The following is a 21,564-nucleotide window of genomic DNA, read 5'->3' on the forward strand; positions in this document are numbered from 1 at the left end:
TCGGTGTGTACGCGGGTCACTGGTTGCCGCAGGCGGACACCTCGGGGGCGTCGAGCCACGGCAGGTCGTGCCCCATCCGGTCCCGCTTGGTGCGCAGGTACCGGAGGTTGTGCTCGCCCGCCTGGACCGCCATGGACTCGCGTCCGGTGACCCTCAGGCCGTGCCGGACGACCGCGTCGGTCTTGTCGGGGTTGTTCGTCATCAGGCGCACGCTGCGGACGCCGAGGTCGTCCAGGATGCGGGCTCCGGCGCCGTAGTCCCGGGCGTCGGCGGGCAGGCCCAGTTCCAGGTTGGCGTCCAGGGTGTCGCTGCCGCGCTCCTGGAGCTCGTAGGCGCGCAGCTTGGAGAGCAGGCCGATGCCGCGCCCCTCGTGGCCGCGGAGGTAGACCACGATGCCGCGTCCCTCGTCGGTGATGCGCCGCATGGACGCCTCCAGCTGGGGGCCGCAGTCGCAGCGCAGCGAGTGGAAGACGTCGCCGGTCAGGCACTCGGAGTGGAGGCGCACCAGGACGTCCTCGCCCTCGCCCACCTCGCCGTGCACGAGCGCGACGTGCTCGACGCCGTCGACGGTGGAGCGGTAGCCGTACGCCGTGAAGTCGCCGAAGGCGGTGGGCAGGTGGACCTCGGCCTCGCGGCGGACCGTGGGCTCGGAGCTGCCGCGGTAGGCGATCAGGTCCTCGATGGAGATGATCGTCAGGCCGTGCTTGCGGGCGAACGGGATCAGCTCGGGCAGGCGGAGCATCGTGCCGTCCTCGCCGGCGATCTCGACGATGGCGCCGGCCGGGCGCAGGCCCGCGAGACGCGCGAGGTCGACCGCGGCCTCGGTGTGGCCGTTGCGGACCAGGACGCCGCCGGACTTGGCGCGCAGCGGGAAGATGTGGCCCGGCCGCACGAAGTCGGTGGGCTCGAACGTGCCCGCGGCGAGCATCTGGAGCGTGGTGGCGCGGTCGGCGGCCGAGATGCCGGTGGTGACGCCGTGCGCGGGGCCCGCGTCGACGGAGACGGTGAAGGCCGTCCGCATCGACTCGGTGTTGTTCTCGACCATCTGCGGGAGCTGGAGGCGGTCCAGCTCGTCGCCCTCCATGGGCGCGCAGATCAGGCCGCGGCACTCGCTCATCATGAAGGCGATGATCTCGGGCGTGGCCTTCTCGGCCGCGATGACGAGGTCGCCCTCGTTCTCGCGGTCCTCGTCGTCGACGACCACGACGGGCCGTCCGGCGGCGATGTCGCGGATGGCCGCCTCGACGGGGTCGAGGGCGAGGTCGGACGCGTCTTCCTCGTGGCCCGTGCTGTACCAAACAGGTGCCGCAGTCATGCCGGGGCTCCTTCCATGACGGGCTGCGAGGCCTGCGAGGACGCAGAGCGCGACCGCAGCCACCAGTCGCGCAGGCCCCACAGGACGAGCGCGAGATAGATGACGTACACGAGACCGGAGAAGGCGAGGCCGCTGCTGAACGCGAGCGGTACGCCGACCACGTCGACGAGGAGCCAGGCGAACCAGAACTCGACCAGACCGCGGGCCTGGGCGACCATCGCGGCGAGCGTGCCCACGAAGATGTAGGCGTCGGGCCAGGGGTTCCAGGACAGGTCGGGGACGGCGGAGAACAGCGCGCCGACCGCGAGGGTGCCCACGGCCGTGCCGCCGAGCAGCACCCCGCGCTCCTTCCAGGTGGCGAACCGGACGGCGATGGAGCCGTCCTGCGCCTGCTGCTTGCCGTTGGTCCACAGGCGCCAGCCCCACAGGGCCACGCCGATGACCAGCAGCTGCTTGCCGACGCCGCCGGACAGGTGGGCGGAGGCGTACGCGCCGACGAGGATGACGCCGGAGAGGAACTGGGCGGGCCAGGTCCATATGGAGCGCCGCCAGCCGAGCGCCAGGGCGATCAGGCCGACGGTGTTGCCCACCATGTCGGACCAGATCACGTGCTGCCCGAAGGCCGTGAAGGCTTCGGAGTTGAGCCAGTTCACTTCGTGACCTCCTGGACGGGAGCGGCGGCCGGGGCAGCGGCGGTGACGCGGTCGCCGAGCATCCGCTCGACGTACTTGGCGATGACGTCCACCTCCAGGTTGACCGGGTCGCCGGGCTGCTTGCTGCCGAGCGTGGTCAGGGCGAGGGTGGTGGGGATGAGGCTGATGGTGAAGTAGTCGATTCCCGCCTCGACCACCGTCAGGCTGACGCCGTCGACGGTGATGGAGCCCTTCTCCACGACGTAGCGGGAGAGGTCCGCGGGGAGCGAGATCTTGACGATCTCCCAGTGCTCGGAGGGCTTGCGGTCGACGATCTCGCCGGTGCCGTCGACGTGCCCCTGGACGATGTGGCCGCCGAGGCGGTCACCGACCGCGGTGGGCCGCTCCAGGTTGACCCGCGACCCCGCGGCGAGCGCGCCCAGGCTGGAGCGGTTCAGGGTCTCGGCCATCACGTCGGCGGTGAACTCGTCGCCCTCGTGCTCCACGACCGTCAGACAGACGCCGTTGACCGCGATGGAGTCGCCGTGCTTCGCACCGTCGGTGACGACGGGGCCACGGACGCGGAAGCGCGATGCGTCGTCCAGGTTCTCGACGGCGGTGATCTCGCCCAGCTCTTCGACGATTCCGGTGAACACTTCAGTGCTCCTTCGCTACGAGGGTCGCGGTGACGCGCAGATCGGGGCCGATGCGGACGGTCTCGCTCACGTCGAGCCGCAACGCTTCGGTGATGGTGGTGATTCCGCCGCCCGTCAGGGCGGCGGGGCCCGCGCCGAGCAGGACGGGGGCGAGGTAGGCGACGACGCGGTCGACGGCTCCCGCGCGGACGAAGGCTCCGGCGAGGGTCGGACCGCCTTCGAGCAGCACGGAACGCACCCCGCGCGCGTGCAGCTCGTCGAGGAGGGCGGCGATGTCGAGGCCGCCGTCCGCGCGCGGCAGCCGTACGGTCGGGGCCGTGCCTTCGGGGGTCACGTTGTCGGCGACCGCGACGAGGGTGGGCGCCGCGTCGTCCAGGATGCGGGCGCCGGGTGTCACCGCGGTGCCGTTCGTGTCGACGACCACGCGCAGCGGCTGGACGGCGCCTTCGATGCCCCGCACGGCGAGGTGGGGGTCGTCGGCGCGCTGGGTGCCGGAGCCCACGACCACCGCGTCGCACTCGGCGCGCAGCCGGTGGACGTCGGCGCGGGCCTCGGCGGAGGTGATCCAGCGGCTGGTGCCGTCGGCGGCGGCGATGCGGCCGTCGAGCGTGGCGGCGTACTTCCAGGTGACGTGCGGGCGGCCGAGGCGGACGGAGGTCAGCCAGGCGGCGTTGCCCGCCGCGGCCTCGTCCTCCAGGAGACCCGCCCGTACGTCGACCCCGGCGGTCCGCAGGCGCTGCGCGCCGCCGGTCGCCGCGGGGTTGGGGTCGCCGACCGCGTAGACGACGCGGGCGACGCCGGCGTCGATGAGCGCCTGGGCGCAGGGGCCGGTGCGTCCGGTGTGGTTGCAGGGTTCGAGGGTGACCAGGGCGGTGGCGCCGCGGGCCCGTTCACCGGCCGCTCGCAGGGCGTGGACCTCGGCGTGCGGGCCGCCGGCGCGCTGGTGGTAGCCCTCGCCGACGGTCTCTCCGGAGGCGTCGACGATCACGCATCCGACGACCGGGTTGGGGCTGGTGGAGCCGAGGCCGCGGGCGGCGAGCGTGATGGCGCGGCGCATGGCGGCGCGCTCGTGCTCGGGCGCTGCTGCTGCGGATGCGGTGGCCACCGGGTCCTCCTGCCTCATGGGGCACGGACTCCGGGGCCTGTCGATGACGACAGAATGAACGGACTGCGGCATCGGGAGCGACGCCGGAAACGAGACCTCTCCCTGGAAGACCCGCCGACAGCGGGTACTCCAAAAACAAGCCACTCGGCGACGTGCACGAATGCCCGCCCGCCGCGCACTGCCTCCCATCCGGACTTTCACCGTCGGTCCAGGAGTTTCACCTGGTCAACCGGCCGCTGGAGGCGGCCGGGTCGCGGACTATAACCGCCGGTTCGGAATTACACCGACCCCGGAGTGCGCTGCTTTTGGTACGAAGCCAGTGTGCCACGCCTGATCGGAGCCCATACGGGCGAACCCCTGTGGCCTGGGTCACAGACCGCTCGATCAGGGGCGTGGCCCGAAAAGCTCGTCCTGTGCCGCGTCCCGGGCGGCGAGCAGCGCGCCCCGCAGCACGGCCGAACCGCCGAGCGCGCTCGCCCGCACCTCCGTGCGCAGCGGTGACATCGCGGCCAGGCGCTCCTCCACCCGGGCGGCGAGGGCGGCGCCGCCCGCGCGGCCCACCTCGCCGCCGAGGACCACGCAGCCGGGGTCGAGGATCGCGGCCACGGCGGCGGCGCCCACGGCGACGCGGTCGGCGGCGGCGTCGAGGAAGGCCTCGTGACCGGTGTCGACGGCGTGCCGCACCAGGCCCGCGGCTCCGCCCGGGGGCGCCAGACCGTGCTCGGCGCCGAGCTCCCGGAGCGCGGCGGCGCAGGCCAGGGAGTGGAAGCCGCCCTCGCACGAAGTGGCGGACGGGAGCACGCGGGTGCCGGGCACCGGCAGGAAGCCGATCTCCCCGGTGCCGCCCGAAGCTCCGCGGCGCAGGGTCCCCTCCAGCATCACGGCGGCGCCGACGCCTTCGCCGAGCCACAGCAGGACGAACGTGTCGCGGTCGTGGGCGGCGCCGTCACGCCGTTCGGCGCGGGCGGCGAGGTTGGTCTCGTTCTCCACGAGCACGCGGACCGGCAGCCGCTCCTGGAGGGCTCCGGCGAGGCGGCGGTGCCAGGCGGGCAGCGAGGTGGTGTCGCGCAGTTCGCCGGTGGCCGGGTCGATGAGGCCGGGGGCGCCGATGGCCACGGTGTGCAGCCGCTCGACGCCGCCGTCCCGGGCGGTGCGCTCCACCAGGGCGAGGGCACGCTCGACGGCGGGTTTGGTGCCGGTGTCGGTCTCGATGGGCGCGGAGGCCTCGGCGAGCACCGCGCCCAGCAGATCGGTGACCACCACGGACAGGCCGTCGGTGCGTACGTCGAGGGCGGCCAGATGCGCCCGGTCGGCGACGATCCCGTACAGCCGGGCGTTGGGTCCGCGGCGCCGGGCGCCCGCCTCCCCCACGACGGTGATGAGACCGGAGCCCTGGAGGCGCTCGACGAGGTCGGCGACCGAGGGGCGGGACAGTCCGGTCAGCTGCTTCAACTGGTTGGCCGTCAGCGGCCCTTCGCGCTGCAGGAGCCCCAGGGCGAGCCGGTCGTTGATGGCCCGGGCGGTGCTCGGTGATGCGGGCATGCCGGGGATCCTTCCACAGAGCCGCTATTTATCAGGCAGGGTTCCTGATAGTTTACGTCGCCGTACCGGGGAGGATCCTTGGGAGGGACGGGGTAGCGATGAGTGAAGTGGTCCACGACGTACGTCAGTTGAAGCGGGCGCGGTATGCCGTGGCCGCCGTTTTCTGTGTGCACGGCGCCGTGACCGGCTCCTTCGCGACCCGCGTGCCCTGGATCCAGGACCACGCCGGACTCAGCGCGGGACTCCTCGGCCTCGCCCTCGCCTTCCCCGCGATCGGCGCCTCCGTGGCGATGCCGCTCGCGGGCTGGGTCAGCCACCGCTTCGGCGCCCGGACGGCGCTGCGCGGACTGCTCGCCCTGTGGACGATGTCCCTGGTCCTGCCCTCGCTCGCACCGAACCTGCTCACGCTCTGCCTGGCCCTGTTCGTGTACGGCGCGACGGCGGGCATGTCGGACGTGGCGATGAACGCGCTCGGCGTCGAGGTCGAGACCCGCATGAAGAAGTCAATCATGTCGGGGCTGCACGGCATGTGGAGCGTCGGCGCCCTGATCGGCTCGGCGGCCGGCACGGTCGCCGCCCATCTGGGCTCGGACGCCCGGCTGCACCACGTGCTCGCCGCCGTGACCCTCACCGCGATCGGTCTCGTCGCCTGCCAGGGCGTGCTCGACCTCCAGGCGGAGCCCGAGGACGTGGCGCCGCCGCGCTTCTCGCTGCCGCCGAAGTCGGCGCTCCTGATCGGCGCGGTCGGCTTCTGCGCGGTCTTCGCCGAGGGCGCGAGCCTGGACTGGTCGGCGGTCTACCTGCGGGACGTCCTGGACTCGTCGGCCGGTGTGGCCGCCGCGTCCACCACCGGCTTCACGCTCACCATGGCGATCGCGCGGCTCGCGGGCGACGCGGTGGTGGACCGCTTCGGGGCGGTCCGCACGGTGCGGGTGGGCGGCGTGGTCGCGGCGCTCGGCGGTGTCCTCGTCGTGGCCGCGCCCCACGCGGCGGTCGCCATGTGCGGGTTCGCGCTGCTCGGGCTCGGCATCGCGGTCGTCGTGCCGCTGGCGTTCGCCGCCGCCGGCCGCAGCGGGCCCAACCCGAGCCAGGCCATCGCGGGCGTCGCCACCATCACGTACACCTCGGGCCTGATCGCGCCGTCCGCCATCGGCACGCTCGCCGACGCGACGAGCCTGGTGGTCTCCTTCGGCCTGGTGACGGTGCTGGCCTGCGGGCTCGCGCTGTTCGCCGGGGTGCTTCGCACGGACGGCCGCGAGGCCACACCGGCCGGTACGACGGATGCGGCGGCGCCCGGCCCGCGCCACTGACCCCGGCCGCCGCACCCGCCCCGACGGGTATCCCGACTTATGCCGCACTAACATTGCGCTGATCTTCCCGGTCACTCTCACGGGGTCATCCCCACGGCTCGGCGCACAGAAGGCGGAACAGAACCATGGATCTCGGCGTGCGCTGGAGACTGCACGGCGACGGGCGCACCCCCGCGCCCGGAGCCGTCGTCCGTCCCGACGAGCGGCTCTCGTGGCCGCGGACCCTCGGGCTCGGCGCCCAGCACGTGGTCGCCATGTTCGGCGCGTCCTTCGTGGCGCCCGTCCTGATGGGCCTCGACCCGAACCTCGCGATCATGATGTCCGGTGTCGCGACCGTCATCTTCCTGCTCGCCACGCGCGGCCGGGTGCCCAGCTACCTGGGCTGTTCGCTCTCCTTCGTGGGCGTGGCCGCCGTCATCCGCGCCCAGGGCGGCTCCTCGGCGACCGTGACGGGCGCGGTCTTCGTGGTCGGCGCGGCGCTGTTCCTGGTGGGGCTCGCCGTCCAGAAGTTCGGGGCGCGGATCATCCACGCGGCGATGCCGCCGATCGTCACCGGCGCGGTCGTCATGCTGATCGGCTTCAACCTGGCGCCGGTGACCGCCTCCACGTACTGGCCGCAGGACCAGTGGACGGCGCTCCTGGTGATGCTGTTCACCGGTTTGGCCGTGGTGTGCCTGCGCGGATTCTGGTCACGCGTGGCGATCTTCCTCGGGCTGATCTTCGGGTACGCCCTGTCCTGGTGCCTCGACCTGGTCTTCGGCAAGATCCACTCGGCGGACGGCTCGGGCAAGGTCGTCGACCACTGGCGCCTCGACCTCTCCGCCGTCGGCAACGCCGACTGGATCGGCCTGCCGTCCTTCCACGCGCCGAGCTTCGAGTGGTCGGCGATCCTCGTCGCGCTGCCCGTCGTCATCGCCCTCGTCGCCGAGAACGCCGGGCACGTCAAGGCGGTCGGCGAGATGACCGGCGACTCCCTGGACGACAAGCTCGGCACGGCGATCTCCGCCGACGGCGCCGCGTCCATGCTCTCCACCGCGGTGGGCGGCCCGCCCAACACCACGTACTCCGAGAACATCGGCGTGATGGCCGCGACCCGCGTCTACTCCACGGCCGCGTACTGGGCCGCCGCGGGCTTCGCCCTGCTCTTCGGCCTCTGCCCCAAGTTCGGCGCGATCGTGGCGGCCATCCCCGGCGGCGTGCTCGGCGGCATCACCGTCATCCTCTACGGCATGATCGGCCTGCTCGGCGCCCAGATCTGGATCAACGCCGGGGTGGACCTGCGCAACCCGCTCAACCTCGTCCCGGCCGCCGCGGGCATCATCATCGGCGTCGGCGGCGTCTCCCTGAAGATCACCGACAACTTCGAGCTGAGCGGCATCGCGCTCGGCACCATTGTCGTGATCACGGGCTATCACGTCCTGCGCGCCTTCGCCCCGCCGCACCTCAAGTCGCAGGAGCCGCTGCTCGATTCGGGCACGTCCACGTACGACGCCGAGGGGGACGAGGGCGCCGGCGGCTCTCAGCCGCGCGCCAAGTCGTAGGCGTAACCGGGCGCGAACGTCCCCGGCTCGCCCCGGCAGCCGTCGGACTCGCCCGGCGGCTTGACCCACAGGTAGGCGTCGACACGGGCCTGCCCGGTACGCAGCGTCGGGCTCGGCCCAAGGCCCCGGCCTGCCGGATCGCACCACTCGCCGCCCGCCGGGGCGCCGTTGCCGTTGCGGCTGGTGTCGATCACCGCGCCCAGACCGGCCGGGCCGCCGAGCGCGGCCAGGACCTGGCGGGCGTAGGCGGCCTCGGCCTCGGTGCGCCGGAAGTTCGAGACGTTCGTGAAGATGCCGTCGGACGACGCGGACGAGGCCGCGCCCGCCGCGCGCAGCAGTCCGGCCTGCTCGGCCGGGGCGTTCCAGCCGGAGTGCCCGGCGTCGTGGTAGACCCTCGCCCTGGGGTTGGCGGCCTTCAGGGTGCGGCCCGCGCGGGCGAGCGAGGCGTTGCGTGCCGTGCGCTGCTTGGCCGAGAGGCACTCGGACTGCGCGATCGCGTCCGGTTCGAGCACGACGATGACCTCGCCCGTGCCGAGGCCCGCGGCGAACTTCCCGATCCACGCGTCGTACGCCGCGTGGTCCGGCGCCCCGCCCTGGGAGGCGCCCCCGCAGTCCCGGTCCGGTATCGCGTACGGCACGAGGACGGGCACCCGGCTCCCCGCGTTCGACGTCACCGCGCGCACCCGTGCCGTGATCGTCTCCGGCGCGGGGTCCGCGAACCACACGGCGGCGGGCCTGGCGGCGATGCGTGACTCGATGAGCGGTCGGCGCGGGTCGCTCCGGTTGGCCCTGACCCAGTCGAGGACCTGGGAATCGCCGTGCCGGTAGAGCGAACCGGCTGCCGGGGGCGCCGTGGTGCGCCGCGTCTTGGGGCGCTGGGCGGAGGGCTTTCGGCTCGGCCTCGGCGCGGCGGAGGACTTCGTGGGCGACGGCTTCGGCGAGGACGGCGCCGCGGAGGGTGTCGGCACCGCGGGCAGTGGCGCGAACGTCGGGGACATGGTCTGCGCGGGGCGCGCCCGGTCCTCCTCGCCGCCCGTGTCCAGGGCGGACAGCAGGCCCGTGACGGTGCCCACGGCGGCCACGGCCGAGGCCACGGCGACCATCACCCCGTGCCGGGCCGCGCGCCTGGGCCCGGTCCCTCGTGCGGCGCGATGTCGTGCGCGGGTGCCTGCCACAGTGCGGTTCCTTCCCCTCCCCCGTGCCCCCGTGTCACCCGTGCCCCCCTGACTGGGCGTGCCCGCGCACCTGACCAGGGGCACACACGGTCGCCGTTCCCTCGTTCTGGGGAAGCGGCCGGTGCGGTGGCACTCGGGCCAGCCTAGGACTGGGACCCTGCCACCATGGCGCAGTTGGAGCGGTTCGCGGAGTTCACCGGCCCGGCACACGGGGTCGACGGCGTGGTGTCGCGGATGCGCGCGCTGGAGGCGGGCTTCCCCTCGGGCGACGGGGTCGCGGTCTTCAACCGCGTCTATCTCTCCGTCACCGAAGAGGTCGGCCGGCACCTCGACGGCGGCCGGTTCCCGGACTCCGCGGCCGCGGTCACGCTGGACGTCCTGTTCGCCGAGCGCTATCTCACGGCCGTCGAGGCCGTGGCCGCCGACCGCAGGCCGCCCGCCTGCTGGCGGCCGCTGTTCCAGCTCCGGCGGCATCCCGGCGTACGCCCGCTTCAGTTCGCGCTGGCGGGCATCAACGCCCACATCGGGCACGACCTTCCGCTGGCCGTCCTGGACACCTGTCGTACGCTCGGCTGCGAACCGGCCGACCTGGAGGACGAGTTCGACCACGTGGGCGACATCCTCGTCTCGCTGGAGGAGAGCATCCGCGAACAGCTGATGCCGGGCCCCGACCTCTTCCAGATCGCCGACCCGCTCACCCACCTGCTGGGTTCCTGGAGCCTGGAGCGGGCCAGGGAAGGCGCCTGGGCGACGGCGCTGGCACTGCGGGCCCTGGACGAACTGCCGTCCGTCGCCGACACGTTCCGGGAGCGCCTGGACGGAGCGGTCGGTCTGGTGGGCCGGATGCTCCTCACGCCCCTGCCGGACTGATCCGGCCGCTCCTCGTCCGCGCCGGTCAACTCCCCGACGATCGTTGTACGTTGAAGGTAGTGACCCCGGATGCGAAGGAGCACCAGCATGGCCACACGACTCGGGCTCGGCCTCCCGCAGGGACGGCAGTACGCCATCGGACGTGACGTCCCGTCCGTCGCCCGCGCGGCGGAGGAGATCGGTTACGAGAGCCTGTGGGTCTACGAACGCGTCCTGTTCCCCGAGCCCGCGACCCAGGGCCTGTACGGCATCGAGGGCCTGCCCTGGCCCGACTCCTACCGCTCGGTGGCCGATCCGCTGGTCACGCTGACCCTGGCCGCGGCCGCCACCGAGCGGGCCCGTCTGGGCACCAGCGTCCTGATCGCCCCGCTGCACGTGCCGTTCCAGCTGGCGCGCTCGCTGGCCACGCTGGACGCGGCGAGCGGCGGCCGGGTGGTGGCGGGCTTCGGCACGGGCTGGTCCCACGACGAGTACGCCGCCGCGGCGGTGGCCCCCTTCGAGCGGCGCGGCAAGGTCCTGGACGAGCTGATCGACGTCTGCCGCGCGGTGTGGGGCCCGGACCCGGTGGCGTACGAAGGGGAGTTGACCACCATCGCGCCCTCGGTGGTCGGCCCCAAGCCCGCGCGCCCCGTCCCGATCCTGCTGCCCGCGAACAGCCCGCGCGCCCTGCGCAGGCTCGTGGACCGCGCCGACGGCTGGATGCCGGTGGGGACGGGCGCCGGGAAGCTGGCCGAGCAGGCCCAGGCCTTGAAGGAACTGGCCGCCGAGCGGGGCCGCACCGCACCGGTCCAGAGCGTCCTGCGGGCCAACGCGCGCTACACGGTGACGGCGCACGAGGGCGGCAAGCGGGCGCCCTTCCAGGGCAACGTCGCCCAGATCGTCGAGGACCTGGAGGCCCACGCCGCGACGGGCGCGGTGGAGGAGATCCTCGTCGAACTCGCGGGCAGCACGCGGGACGCCGAGGAGCTGAAGGACGTGGCGGCCGAGGTCTACGAGGCGGCGAGGGCGGCGGGGGTATAGGACAGCCGCCCCCGCAGGGGCGCAGCCCCAGGGGCGCGGGGAACTGCGCGACCAGCCGTGGACGGTCAGTCGGATTCCCGCGCGCCCCGGGGGAAACGGCGCTGTCAGTCTTCGGGCAACTCGACGGGTGCGATCTCGTCGTACACGTCCCCGGGCCCGGGGTTGGTGGCGTCGGTGGCGCCACCGAAGTGGTGCATGACCCCCCACACCGCGTTCAAGGCGGTCTGCACCGCGCCCTCGGCCCAGCCCGCCGTCCAGGAGATGTCGTCACCGGCGAGGAAGATGCCCCGCTTGTCCGCCGGCAGGCTCTCCTGCATGAAGTGCGTGAACAGGCGGCGCTGGTAGCGGTAGTGCCCCGGCAGGTTCGCCTTGAAGGCGCCCATGAAGTAGGGCTCGTTCTCCCACGACACCGTCACCGGGTTGCCGATGATGTGCTTGCGGATGTCGACCTTGGGATAGATCTCGCCGAGCGACTTGAGCATGACCTCCATGCGCTCGTTCGCCGACAGCGGCAGCCACTTCAGGCTGTCGTCGCACCAGGTGTAGGAGAGGCAGATGACAGCGGGCTTGTCCGGGCCGTCGTCCAGGAGGTAGGTGCCGCGCGTCATCCGGTCGGTGAGCGTCATCGACATGACGTCACGCCCGGTTTCCTCGTCTTTGTCCAGCCAGAAGGGCCGGTCCACCGGCACGAAGAGCTTCGAGCTCTCCATGTAGTGGGTCCGCTCCATCGCCGTCCAGTGGTCGATGGGGAAGAGCGTGTCGTCGCACGCGATCTTGCTCAGGAGCATCCAGGACTGAGCGGTGAAGATCGCCGCCTGGTAGGTGCGGATGTCGCCCGAGGAGTCGGTGACGGTGACGCGGTTGCCCGCGGTGCGGTCGAGACGCGTCACGGCGGGCTTGGGCAGACCGCCCTCGTGCAGCGAGCTCAGGGACGTACCGAGCGCCCAGTGCACGATCTTCTGCGGCTCGCGGTCCCACAGGCGCAGCGGCAGCTGCTGGCTGCCGCCGACGATGCCGCGGTGGTGGTCGTCGGCCTCGGTGTAGACGACGCGCAGGATCTCCAGGATGGAGTTCGGGAAGTCGGTGTCCCAGCCGCCCGTGCCGAAGCCGACCTGGCCGAAGATCTCGCGGTGCCGGAAGGACTTGAAGGCCTCGGACTCGCAGAGGAAGCCGTAGAAGGTCTGGTTGTCGAGCTTCTCGACGAGCTTGGACCAGATCTCGCGGATCGTGGGGACGTCGCGCTCGCGCAGGGCGCGGTTCATGTCGGAGAAGTCGGCGCCCTCCTCCAGGCAGGAGTTCCAGGCGTTCATCACGTCGCGGTAGACCTGCGGCAGGTCGTCGACGGACGTCGCGTAGTGGGACTCGCCCTTGAGGTCGACGACCGTCGAGGGGGTCGACTCCGCCAGGGGGTTGGGGAACGGCCGGGTCGTGAGCCCGACCAGGTCGATGTAGTGCTGGAGCGCCGTCGAGGACGGCGGGAAGCGCATCGCGCCCATCTCGGCCGTGAGGTCGGTGTCGCAGCCCTCGAAGCCGACGGTGCGCAGCCGGCCGCCGATCTGGTCGGCCTCGTAGACGACGGGCTTGAGGCCCATCTTCATCAGCTCGTACGCCGCGATGATGCCGGACAGGCCGCCGCCGATGACCGCGACCTCCGTGCCGTGCTCGGTCGCGGGTATCTGGCCGAGGCCCGCCGGGTGGGCGAGGAAATCGTCGTACGCGTAGGGGAAGTCCGGACCGAACATGGTGATCGGCGGTTGGGCGTCGGTGTGCTGGACGGCGGTGGGCACCGTGGACGTCATGGGGTACGGACTCCTTGCGGGAACGGCAGAACAGAAGGCGGGGAAGACTCGGAGGGCGAACCGCCGGGGGCCGGCGGCCGGGCTCAGACCAGGGGCGTGTATAGAGCCGGGCGGCGGTCGCTCAGGTAGGGGTTGGCCGCGCGGGAGGCGGCGAGGAAGGCCGGGTCCGCGTCGGCGAACACCAGCTGCTCGTCCCGTCCGGCGCGGGTGCGCGCGACACCGTCGGGGCCGGCCAGCGTGGAGAGTCCGACGAACTCGAACTCCCCTTCCTTGCCGACCCGGTTGACGTACGCGACGTACATCTGGTTCTCGAAGGCCCGCACCGGCACGACCGACTCGGCGACGAACTGGAAGGGGTGCATCTGGGCCGTGGGCACGAGCAGCAGATCGGTGCCCGCGAGGGCGTGCGCGCGGACGTTCTCCGGGAACTCCACGTCGTAGCAGATCATCAGGCCGATCCGCAGGCCACCGAGATCGGCCTGGACGACGGCCTGCTCGCCGGGGGTGAAGGAGTCGCGCTCGAAGCAGCCGAAGAGGTGGGTCTTGCGGTAGTTCGCGAGGGCGGTTCCGTCCGGGCCGATCAGCTGGACGGAGTTGAAGACCCGCTCGCCGTCCCGCTCCGGGTAGCCGTAGGCGATCGCGACACCGTGGCGTACGGCGGTCTCGGCGAGCGCGGCGGCGGACGGCCCGTCGGCCGCCTCGGCCAGGCGCGGCACGTCGTCACCGATCGCGTACCCGGTGAGGTACAGCTCCGGGGCCACGAGCAGTCCGGCACCCGCCGCCGCGGCACGGCCCGCGGCGTCGTCGAGCGCCTTGAGGTTCTCGGCGACGGAGCCGAGCTGCCCGGAACTCTGGAGCAGGGCGGTGCGCAGCGCAGGCATGGCGGATCCTCGGGGCGTACGAAGGGGCAGGTGGGGTCCGTTAGACCGTACGGTCGGCGGCCCTGCCCGGACAAGGCGCGAGCGTTGCGGGCCGATGCGTGATCCGTTGCGCGTGCGGGGCCCTCAGCGGCGATTCGTTGCGCGGCGGCACGGGACCGGAGCCGTAGTGGTGTCCGCCGCCGGGCGCAGGGCACGCGGGGGTGTTCCCCGCCGCGCGGCGGAGGCGGAGTGCCGCCCCTGGCCGGACGTGCCGGGACCCCCTGCCGCGAGACCGTGGTCTCGCCCGGAAGGACCGGGAGAACGACCCGCCCCAGGAGACCCGCCATGAGCCGCGTCACAGGCACCGCAGGGACTACAGGCACCGCAGACACCACTCGCACCACAGGCACCGCTGACCCCACACATAACACTCGCCCCGGCACCCGCACCCGCACCCGCACCCGCGCCATAGCCGTCGGCACCGCCCTCCTGATCTGCGCCGGAGCCGCGGGAGCGGCCGTGGCGGCGGACGGCGGCTCCGCGTCCCGCCGCCAGGCCACCGGGGAAGCCCGCGCCCACTCCGCCCCTCACACCGCGAAGGGCGAGGCCGCGGCCCTCACCGGCAGCGCGAAGCTGTACCGCAAGACCACCGAGGACGTGACGTTCACCTTCGACGCCCATCTGGCGAAGCGGCACACCATGCGCCCGGACAAGGCGACCGGCACCTTCCGCTTCGTCCACCTGGACAAGCCCGGCGGCAAGGGCGGCTGGGCCGAGGGGCGTATCGACTGCCTGATGAGCGGCGGCAAGGTCGCCACGGCCACCGGCGTCGTCACCGGCACCAACCTGAAGGGCATCAAGGGCGGCCGGGTCGGCTTCACGGTCCACGACCAGGGCACCCACGACCGCGTGGGTTACAGCTGGGCCTCGGTGGGCGGCCCCGACGGCACCAAGAAGCTGCCGAAGTGCACGAGCTCGGCGCCCTTCGAGAAGGTCAAGAAGGGGACGGGCGACTTCCACGTGAAGCCCTGGCAGCTGGTGTATCCCACGGGCCTGACCGCGCTCGCGGGGCTCGCCTCACCCCACGGACTGACCTCGCCCGATCGCGCCCCGCGAGGGAGCGGCTAGGCGGGCGACCCCGACGAGTACCGCCGCATCAGGGGCGACAGGACGAGCACGGACTTCGTCCGCTCCACGAAGTGCTCGCCCGCGATCCGTTCGAGCACCCGCTCGAAGTGCCGCATGTCGGCGGCGAAGACCTGGACGACGGCGTCCGCCTCCCCGGTGACGGTGGAGGCGGACGCGATCTCCGGATACCGCTCGAGGCCACGGCGGATGGCCTCGGGCGAGGTGTTGCGGCGGCAGTAGATCTCGATGAAACCCTCGGTCTCCCAGCCGAGCGCGGCCGGGTCGACCCGCACGGTGAATCCCGTGATGGCCCCGGTCTCCCGGAGCCGGTCCACGCGCCGCTTCACGGCGGGCGCGGAGAGCCCGACCAGCTGGCCGATGTCGGCGTAGGAGCGGCGGGCGTCCTCGGCGAGGGCGTGCACGATGCGTTCGTCGAGATCGTTCAGTCGCACTGGGGGTGGATCACTTCTCTGCGGAGGCCAATCGGGAGCGGCTCATGCCGTACAGGAAGTAGAACACGAGGCCGACGGCCATCCAGACACCGAAGACCACCCAGGTCACGGTGTCGAGGCTGAACATGTTGTAGGCGCAGAAGCCGAAGCCGAGGACCGGGAAGAGGAAGCCCAGCGGCACCCGGAAGGTGCGCGGCATGTCCGGGCGGGTGCGGCGCAGCACGATCACCGCGACGTTGACCAGACCGAAGGCGAAGAGCGTGCCGATGCTGGTGGCGTCGACGAGCTTGCCGAGCGGGATGACCGAGGCGAGGGCCGCACAGAAGAGCGACACGATGACGGTGTTCACGCGGGGCGTGCCCGTCTTCTTGCTGACCTTGCCGAACGCCTTGGGGACCAGGCCGTCGCGGGACATGGCGAACAGCACCCGGGTCTGGCCGTAGAGGACGGTCAGGACGACGGAGGCGATGGAGATGACGGCGCCGGCGGCGAGCAGCGTGCCCCAGAAGCTCTGGCCGCTGACGTCGTTCATGATCGCGGCGAGCGTGGCCTCGGAGCCCTCGAAGTCCTTCCAGTTCCAGGCGCCGACGGCGACGGCGGCGACCAGGACGTAGAGGGCCGTGACGATGACCAGCGACAGCATGATCGCGCGGGGCAGGTCGCGCTGCGGGTTCTTGGCCTCCTCACCGGCGGTGGAGGCGGCGTCGAAGCCGATGTACGAGAAGAAGAGGCTGGCCGCGGCGGCGCTGACGCCCGCGGTGCCCAGCGGCATGAAGTCCGCGTAGTTGCCGGACTTGAAGCCCATGAAGCCGATGGTGCAGAAGAGCACGAGCGCGGCGATCTTCACGATCACCATGATCGTGTTGGCCGTCGCCGACTCCTTGGCGCCGCCGAGCAGGAACACCATGGCGAGCAGGACGACGATCAGGCCGGGCAGGTTGATGATGGCGCCGTCGATCTCGCCGGGCGCCGCGGAGAGCACGTCCGGGATGGTGACGCCGATGGTCCCGTCGAGGAGTTCGTTGAGGTATTCGCCCCAGCCGACGGCGACGGCCGCGACCGACACGCCGTACTCCAGGACCAGGCACCAGCCGCAGACCCAGGCGACGAGTTCGCCCATCGTTGCGTACGCGTACGAGTAGGAGGAGCCCGCGACCGGTATGGAGCCGGCCAGCTCGGCGTACGAGAGCGCGGAGAAGAGGGCGGTGAGACCGGCGATCACGAAGGAGATCGTGACGGCGGGTCCGGCCTTGGGGACGCTCTCGCCGAGGACGACGAAGATGCCGGTGCCGAGCGTGGCACCGATGCTGATCATGGTCAGCTGCCACATGCCGAGGGAGCGCCGCAGCGAGCCGCCCTCACCCTGGCCGCCCTCCGCGACCAGGAGTTCCACCGGCTTGCGCCGCATCAAGCGACTGGCAAGCCCCGCGGCCCCCCGGGGGCTTGGTCGGTTCTGCGGGGGTGCGCCTTGGTCGAGCACGCATGGCTCCTTCATCGCTGCCGGTCAGGGCGGCGGGACCGGCGGCAGCACCCACGCATGGATGGGGACCGCCGAGCAGGCGGTCCCCGCCACACCACGTACAGCGGATGACTCTATGAGGCGTGCTTCACGTACGTAATGCAGCAACCTTGCGCAAGCCCGCATGATCGTTGCGTACATCCCCCTCCGGCGGGTCTTCGTTGCGCGGTCCGTTTCGTCCGTTGCGTTCCGGGCCTCCGGCGAAGTGGTTGACACTTCGTCAGATCTGTCCCATCGTGCACCCCGGTCGACAGGGAGGCAGCAGGCGATGGACCTCGATGTGCTGTACGAGATCGACGTACCGAAGCCCTGGAACGGACCCCATCCGCACGGCCAGCGCACGGCCGAGCAGCGTGCCTACCGCGAGGCCGTGGAGCAGATCCGGCTGGCGGACCGGGTCGGTTTCCGCACGGTGTGGGCCGTGGAGCACCACTTTCGCGAGGGCCGCTCGCACTGTCCCGCCCCCGAGGTGCTCCTCGGGCATCTCGCGGCGCTCACCGAGCGGATACGCCTCGGCTTCGGCGTCACCCTCACCCCGTTCGGCTTCACTCCCCCGCAGCGCATCGCGGAGAAGGTGGCGGCCGTCGACGTCCTCTCGGACGGCCGCGTGGAATGGGGCACGGGACGCTCGACTCCCATGGAGCAGACGGCCTTTGGCGTCGACAGGGAGCAGTCGCGGTCCGACTGGCGCGAGGCGATCGAGATCGTGACGGGCATGTGGCGCGAGGAGTACTTCGCCTACGAGTCCGAGCGATTCACCTTCCCCCGGCGCATGGTCACCCCCAAGCCCGTGCAGGACCCGCATCCCCCGTGCTGGATGGCCGCCACGTCGCCCGGTTCGGCACAGGTGGCGGGCGCGGCGGGCCTCGGTCTGCTCTCCTTCTCGATCATGCAGCCGCTGGAGTCGATGGCCCGTCAGGTCGCCGCCTACCGGGCGGCCGCGCGCACGCCGTCGCCGATCACGGACGTCACCACGGACCGGGTCAGCGCGTACACGCTGGTGCACGTGGCGGACCGGCCCTCGCGGCGGGTGTGGGACTCCGTGGCCTGGTGGTACCGCAACCTCGCCCAGTTCACGCTCGACTGGGAGCTGCCGCACCTGACCGCCGAGGAGCGCGAGCGGACCTTCCCGCTGCTCACCCCGATCATCGAAGGGAGCGTGCCCGTCCAGGAGTTCAGCGACGGGGACATGATCCTCATCGGTGACGCGGAGACCATCGTGCGCAAGGCCAAGCGCTACGCCGACCTCGGCATCGACCAGCTCATCTGCTATGTCCAGTGGGGCTTCCTGGAGCACCAGGAGATCCTGCGCACCATCGAGATCCTGGGCAAGGAAGTCATCCCCGAGCTGGCGTCCTACCGTCCCCGGCGGACGGCGCCGTGAGCGAGCCCCTGGACACCTCCCCCGTCCCCGACTACGCCGCCCTGCACCGCCTGGACGGCCGGGGCTTCGTACTGCTGGGCGCGGGCAACGGCATCGGCCGCCAGACCGCGCACGCGCTCACCGCGGCGGGCGCCCGGGTCCTGTGCGTGGACCTCGACAAGGACCGCGCCGATGCGGTGGCCGCCGAGACGGGCGGCGGCGCGTACGTCGCGGACGTGACGCGGCGCGAGGACATGCGGGAGCTCTTCGCCCACGCACGCCGGGAGTTCGGAGAGGTCGGCGGTGTCGTCGACATCGTGGGCATGGCCCGCTACACGCCGCTGGCGGAGCTGGACGACGCCTCCTGGGACTGGCACTTCTCCGTCGTCCTGCGGCACGCCTGGCTGGCGGTCCAGTACGGCGGTGAGGCGCTCGCCGACGCGGGAGGCGGCCCCCTGGTCTTCGTCGCGTCGGTCTCGGGCCTGACGGCGGCGCCCCTGCACGCCGCGTACGGGGCGGCGAAGGCGGGGCTGGTCTCCCTGGTCCGCTCGGCGGCGGTGGAGTACGGCCCGCGCGGGGTGCGGGTGAACGCGGTGGCGCCCGGTGTCGTCTGGACGCCGCGCGTGGCGGGCCTGATCGGCGAGGAGGGCCGCGCCCGAAACGCCCGCAACGCCCCGCTCGACCGAGTGGCCGAGACCTCGGACATCGCGTCGGCCCTGCTGTTCTTCGCCTCGCCCCTGTCCTCGTACGTGACGGGCCAGACGCTCGTCGTGGACGGCGGGGTCGGCGTGAAGTTCCCCTATCCGACCATCGGGGGTGCGCGGTGAGGGAGTTCGTGCGGGGTGCGCCCTGGTGGACCGAGGACGGCCGGGTGGTGCGCGCCGATCCGGCCGACCGCGCACGGCTGCCCGGGGACACGTGGGAGCGGGCGGGCCTGCCGGCCGGGGTGCGCCTGGAGTTCACGGCGCGCACGGTGAGCGCGGTGGAGGTGGCGTACACCGCCGCACCGCCCGCGGAGGCGGACTCCGGCCGTGCCGCTCCCGCGGTGTTCACGCTGCTCGCGGGCGAGGAGGCCGTCGACACGCCCGCGTCACCGGGCGAGCACCGGGTGCTGATCCCGCTCCCCTCCCCCGACGGCGCCTTCACCCTGCACCTGCCGGAGACGCTGCGGCCCGTCGTGCACGGCGTACGGCCGGTGGGCGGCACCCTCACGCCCGCCGCCCGGCAGCCGCGCTGGCTGGTCTACGGGGACTCCATCGCGGAGGGCTGGTCGGTCTCACGGCCCCACCGGGCCTGGCCGGCCCTCGCGGGACGCGCGCTCGGGGTGGAGACGGTGAACCTCGGATACGCGGGCGCGGCGCGCGGAGAGCAGGCGTCGGCCCAGCACCTCGCCTCGCTGGACGCCGACGTGATCACCCTGGCCTTCGGCACGAACTGCTGGTCGCGTACGCCGCATTCGGCGCGGCTGCTGTACGAGACGGCGCGGGTGTTCCTGGACCTGGTGCGCCGGGGCCACCCGGACACTCCGCTCCTGGTCGTCTCCCCCGTGCTGCGCCCGGACGCCGAGGCGGTGCCGAACGTGCTTGGCGCCTCGCTGCGGGACCTGCGGACCGCCCTGGAGCGCGCGGCCCTGGACGCAGGGGTCGGCCTGCTGCCGGGCGGCGGTCTCCTCGACGCCGAGCACCTGGTGGACGGGGTGCATCCGGGCGACGAGGGCCACGCGCTGCTGGCGCGAGCGGTGGCGGCGGCCCTGGCCCCGTGACGGGCCCGGGGAGCCGCGCGGCCGGCCACGGCGCATCCGCGGCCGACGGGCACAGCTCCCCGCGCGGCGTCTAGCTCCAGGAGGCGTGGAGCGGCTTGCCCTCCGCGTAACCGGCGGCGCTCTGCACGCCCACGGTGGCCCGCTCGGCGAACTCCTCCAGGGAGCCCGCGCCCGCGTACGTGCAGGAGGAGCGGACACCCGCGATGATCGAGTCGATCAGGTCCTCGACGCCGGGACGCTCCGGGTCCAGGAACATCCGCGAGGTGGAGATGCCCTCTTCGAACAGCGCCTTGCGGGCGCGGTCGTAGGCCGACTCCTCGCTGGTGCGGTTCTTGACCGCGCGGGCCGACGCCATGCCGAACGACTCCTTGTAGAGCCGGCCGTTGGCGTCCTGCTGGAGGTCGCCCGGGGACTCGTACGTCCCGGCGAACCACGAGCCGATCATCACGTTCGACGCGCCGGCGGCCAGCGCCATGGCGACGTCGCGGGGGTGGCGGACCCCGCCGTCGGCCCACACGTGCTTGCCGAACTTCTTGGCCTCGGCGGCGCATTCGAGCACCGCGGAGAACTGCGGGCGGCCGACGCCGGTCATCATGCGCGTGGTGCACATGGCGCCGGGGCCCACGCCGACCTTGATGATGTCGGCGCCGGCCTCGATCAGGTCGCGCACGCCCTCGGCGGCGACGATGTTGCCCGCGACGATCGGCACCTGCGGGTCGAGCGCGCGCACGGCCTTGACCGCGGCGATCATCGACTCCTGGTGGCCGTGCGCGGTGTCCACGACGAGGGTGTCGGCGCCCGCGTCGAGCAGCTGCTTGGCCTTGCTCGCCACGTCGCCGTTGATGCCGACGGCGGCGGCGATGCGCAGCTTGCCGTCGGCGTCGAGGGCCGGCGAGTAGAGGGTCGCGCGCAGGGCGCCCGTACGCGTCAGGATGCCCGCGAGGCGGCCGTCCTTGCCCACGGCGGGGGCGTAGCGGCGGTTGGCCGCGTCCAGCTTGTTGAACGCGTCGCGCGGGTCGATGTCCGCGTCGAGCAGCACGAGGTCCTTGGACATGACCTCGGAGATCTGGGTGAAGCGGTCCACGCCGTTCAGGTCCGTGTCGGTGACGACGCCGACCGGCTTCTGGTCGGCGTCCACGACGACGGCCGCGTTGTGGGCGCGCTTGGACAGCAGCGCGATCGCGTCGGCGACGGTCTGGGTGGGGGCCAGGACGATCGGGGTGTCCAGGACGTGGTGGCGCGTCTTGACCCAGGAGATGACCTCGGTGACGACCTCGATCGGAATGTCCTGCGGGATCACGACGAGGCCGCCGCGGCGGGCGACGGTCTCGGCCATCCGGCGGCCCGCGATCGCGGTCATGTTCGCGACGACCAGCGGGATCGTGGTGCCGGTGCCGTCCGGCGAGGAGAGGTCCACGCCCTGACGCGACCCGACGGCGGAACGCCGCGGCACCATGAAGACGTCGTCGTACGTCAGGTCGTACGCAGGCTGGATGTCATTGAGGAAACGCACGT

General features: G+C 72.4%; 19 protein-coding genes and 1 riboswitch. Of the genes, 8 read left to right on the forward strand and 11 right to left on the reverse strand.

Features of this window, described 5'->3' with window-relative positions; genetic code table 11:
- Positions 1-16: 16 nt before the first annotated feature.
- The 5 genes from QBL25_RS09020 to QBL25_RS09040 all read right to left on the reverse strand — a co-directional run bounded on the left by QBL25_RS09020 (position 17) and on the right by QBL25_RS09040 (position 5,250).
- Positions 17-1,315, reverse strand: a complete 1,299-nt coding sequence (locus QBL25_RS09020) for a bifunctional 3,4-dihydroxy-2-butanone-4-phosphate synthase/GTP cyclohydrolase II (RefSeq protein WP_409056499.1) — start codon at positions 1,313-1,315, stop codon at positions 17-19.
- The gene (locus tag QBL25_RS09025; RefSeq protein WP_409062587.1) at positions 1,312-1,908 is read right to left on the reverse strand and encodes a nicotinamide riboside transporter PnuC; all 597 of its coding nucleotides are present in this window, start codon (positions 1,906-1,908) and stop codon (positions 1,312-1,314) included. Before QBL25_RS09025 ends, QBL25_RS09020 begins: the two co-directional genes overlap by 4 nt.
- Before the next feature lie 56 nt (positions 1,909-1,964).
- Positions 1,965-2,603, reverse strand: coding sequence for a riboflavin synthase (locus tag QBL25_RS09030; RefSeq protein WP_409056500.1), 639 nt, complete (start codon positions 2,601-2,603; stop codon positions 1,965-1,967).
- 1 nt (position 2,604) lies between these two features.
- Positions 2,605-3,726 (reverse strand): bifunctional diaminohydroxyphosphoribosylaminopyrimidine deaminase/5-amino-6-(5-phosphoribosylamino)uracil reductase RibD, encoded by a 1,122-nt coding sequence (gene ribD / locus QBL25_RS09035; protein WP_409056501.1) that lies wholly within the window; start codon positions 3,724-3,726, stop codon positions 2,605-2,607.
- A gap of 153 nt (positions 3,727-3,879) precedes the next feature.
- Positions 3,880-4,010: riboswitch (FMN riboswitch) on the reverse strand.
- Positions 4,011-4,092: 82 nt separating this feature from the next.
- Positions 4,093-5,250: an ROK family transcriptional regulator gene (locus QBL25_RS09040; RefSeq protein WP_409056502.1), complete on the reverse strand. Its 1,158-nt coding sequence runs from the start codon at positions 5,248-5,250 to the stop codon at positions 4,093-4,095.
- A 98-nt stretch (positions 5,251-5,348) separates the two neighbouring features.
- On the opposite strand from QBL25_RS09040, the gene QBL25_RS09045 reads away from it, so the two are divergent.
- Both QBL25_RS09045 and QBL25_RS09050 read left to right on the forward strand, forming a co-directional pair.
- Positions 5,349-6,560 carry an MFS transporter gene (locus QBL25_RS09045; protein ID WP_409056503.1) on the forward strand — a complete coding sequence of 404 codons (1,212 nt, stop codon included), beginning with the start codon at positions 5,349-5,351 and terminating at the stop codon, positions 6,558-6,560.
- A gap of 125 nt (positions 6,561-6,685) precedes the next feature.
- Positions 6,686-8,101 (forward strand): uracil-xanthine permease family protein, encoded by a 1,416-nt coding sequence (locus QBL25_RS09050; protein ID WP_409056504.1) that lies wholly within the window; start codon positions 6,686-6,688, stop codon positions 8,099-8,101.
- Here the strand turns inward: QBL25_RS09050 and QBL25_RS09055 are convergent.
- Positions 8,080-9,204, reverse strand: a complete 1,125-nt coding sequence (locus QBL25_RS09055; protein WP_409062588.1) for a glycoside hydrolase family 6 protein — start codon at positions 9,202-9,204, stop codon at positions 8,080-8,082. The genes QBL25_RS09050 and QBL25_RS09055 overlap by 22 nt on opposite strands.
- A gap of 237 nt (positions 9,205-9,441) precedes the next feature.
- Between QBL25_RS09055 and QBL25_RS09060 the strand changes: the two genes are divergently transcribed.
- A complete protein-coding gene (locus tag QBL25_RS09060) occupies positions 9,442-10,146 on the forward strand; it encodes a DUF5995 family protein (RefSeq protein WP_409056505.1) in 705 nt (234 codons plus the stop codon).
- Positions 10,147-10,233: 87 nt separating this feature from the next.
- A complete protein-coding gene (locus QBL25_RS09065) occupies positions 10,234-11,166 on the forward strand; it encodes an LLM class F420-dependent oxidoreductase (protein WP_409056506.1) in 933 nt (310 codons plus the stop codon).
- A gap of 104 nt (positions 11,167-11,270) precedes the next feature.
- Here QBL25_RS09065 and QBL25_RS09070 read toward each other — a convergent pair whose 3' ends face one another.
- Both QBL25_RS09070 and QBL25_RS09075 read right to left on the reverse strand, forming a co-directional pair.
- Positions 11,271-12,965 (reverse strand): flavin monoamine oxidase family protein, encoded by a 1,695-nt coding sequence (locus tag QBL25_RS09070; RefSeq protein WP_409056507.1) that lies wholly within the window; start codon positions 12,963-12,965, stop codon positions 11,271-11,273.
- Positions 12,966-13,048: 83 nt separating this feature from the next.
- A complete protein-coding gene (locus QBL25_RS09075; RefSeq protein ID WP_409056508.1) occupies positions 13,049-13,846 on the reverse strand; it encodes a carbon-nitrogen hydrolase family protein in 798 nt (265 codons plus the stop codon).
- A gap of 324 nt (positions 13,847-14,170) precedes the next feature.
- Here QBL25_RS09075 and QBL25_RS09080 point away from each other — a divergent pair, with 324 nt between their 5' ends.
- Positions 14,171-14,953, forward strand: coding sequence for a Repetin (locus QBL25_RS09080; protein ID WP_409056509.1), 783 nt, complete (start codon positions 14,171-14,173; stop codon positions 14,951-14,953).
- Here QBL25_RS09080 and QBL25_RS09085 read toward each other — a convergent pair.
- Both QBL25_RS09085 and QBL25_RS09090 read right to left on the reverse strand, forming a co-directional pair.
- Positions 14,950-15,405: an Lrp/AsnC family transcriptional regulator gene (locus QBL25_RS09085; RefSeq protein ID WP_344526213.1), complete on the reverse strand. Its 456-nt coding sequence runs from the start codon at positions 15,403-15,405 to the stop codon at positions 14,950-14,952. The two genes, QBL25_RS09080 and QBL25_RS09085, sit on opposite strands and share 4 nt — an antisense overlap.
- A gap of 10 nt (positions 15,406-15,415) precedes the next feature.
- Positions 15,416-16,885, reverse strand: a complete 1,470-nt coding sequence (locus QBL25_RS09090) for an amino acid permease (protein ID WP_409056510.1) — start codon at positions 16,883-16,885, stop codon at positions 15,416-15,418.
- A gap of 307 nt (positions 16,886-17,192) precedes the next feature.
- Here QBL25_RS09090 and QBL25_RS09095 point away from each other — a divergent pair, with 307 nt between their 5' ends.
- The 3 genes from QBL25_RS09095 to QBL25_RS09105 are packed head-to-tail and all read left to right on the forward strand — an operon-like array spanning position 17,193 to position 20,049.
- Positions 17,193-18,308, forward strand: a complete 1,116-nt coding sequence (locus QBL25_RS09095; RefSeq protein ID WP_409056511.1) for an LLM class flavin-dependent oxidoreductase — start codon at positions 17,193-17,195, stop codon at positions 18,306-18,308.
- Entirely contained in the window at positions 18,305-19,114 is an 810-nt protein-coding gene (locus QBL25_RS09100; RefSeq protein WP_409056512.1) for an SDR family NAD(P)-dependent oxidoreductase, read from the forward strand. Before QBL25_RS09095 ends, QBL25_RS09100 begins: the two co-directional genes overlap by 4 nt.
- A complete protein-coding gene (locus QBL25_RS09105) occupies positions 19,111-20,049 on the forward strand; it encodes a GDSL-type esterase/lipase family protein (protein WP_409056513.1) in 939 nt (312 codons plus the stop codon). The genes QBL25_RS09100 and QBL25_RS09105 overlap by 4 nt, the downstream gene beginning before the upstream one ends.
- A 70-nt stretch (positions 20,050-20,119) precedes the next feature.
- On the opposite strand, the gene QBL25_RS09110 is transcribed toward QBL25_RS09105, so the two are convergent.
- Positions 20,120-21,562, reverse strand: coding sequence for a GuaB1 family IMP dehydrogenase-related protein (locus QBL25_RS09110; protein ID WP_409056514.1), 1,443 nt, complete (start codon positions 21,560-21,562; stop codon positions 20,120-20,122).
- Positions 21,563-21,564: the final 2 nt, after the last annotated feature.

This window comes from Streptomyces sp. SYP-A7185, from assembly GCF_046103685.1.
Classification (GTDB): domain Bacteria; phylum Actinomycetota; class Actinomycetes; order Streptomycetales; family Streptomycetaceae; genus Streptomyces.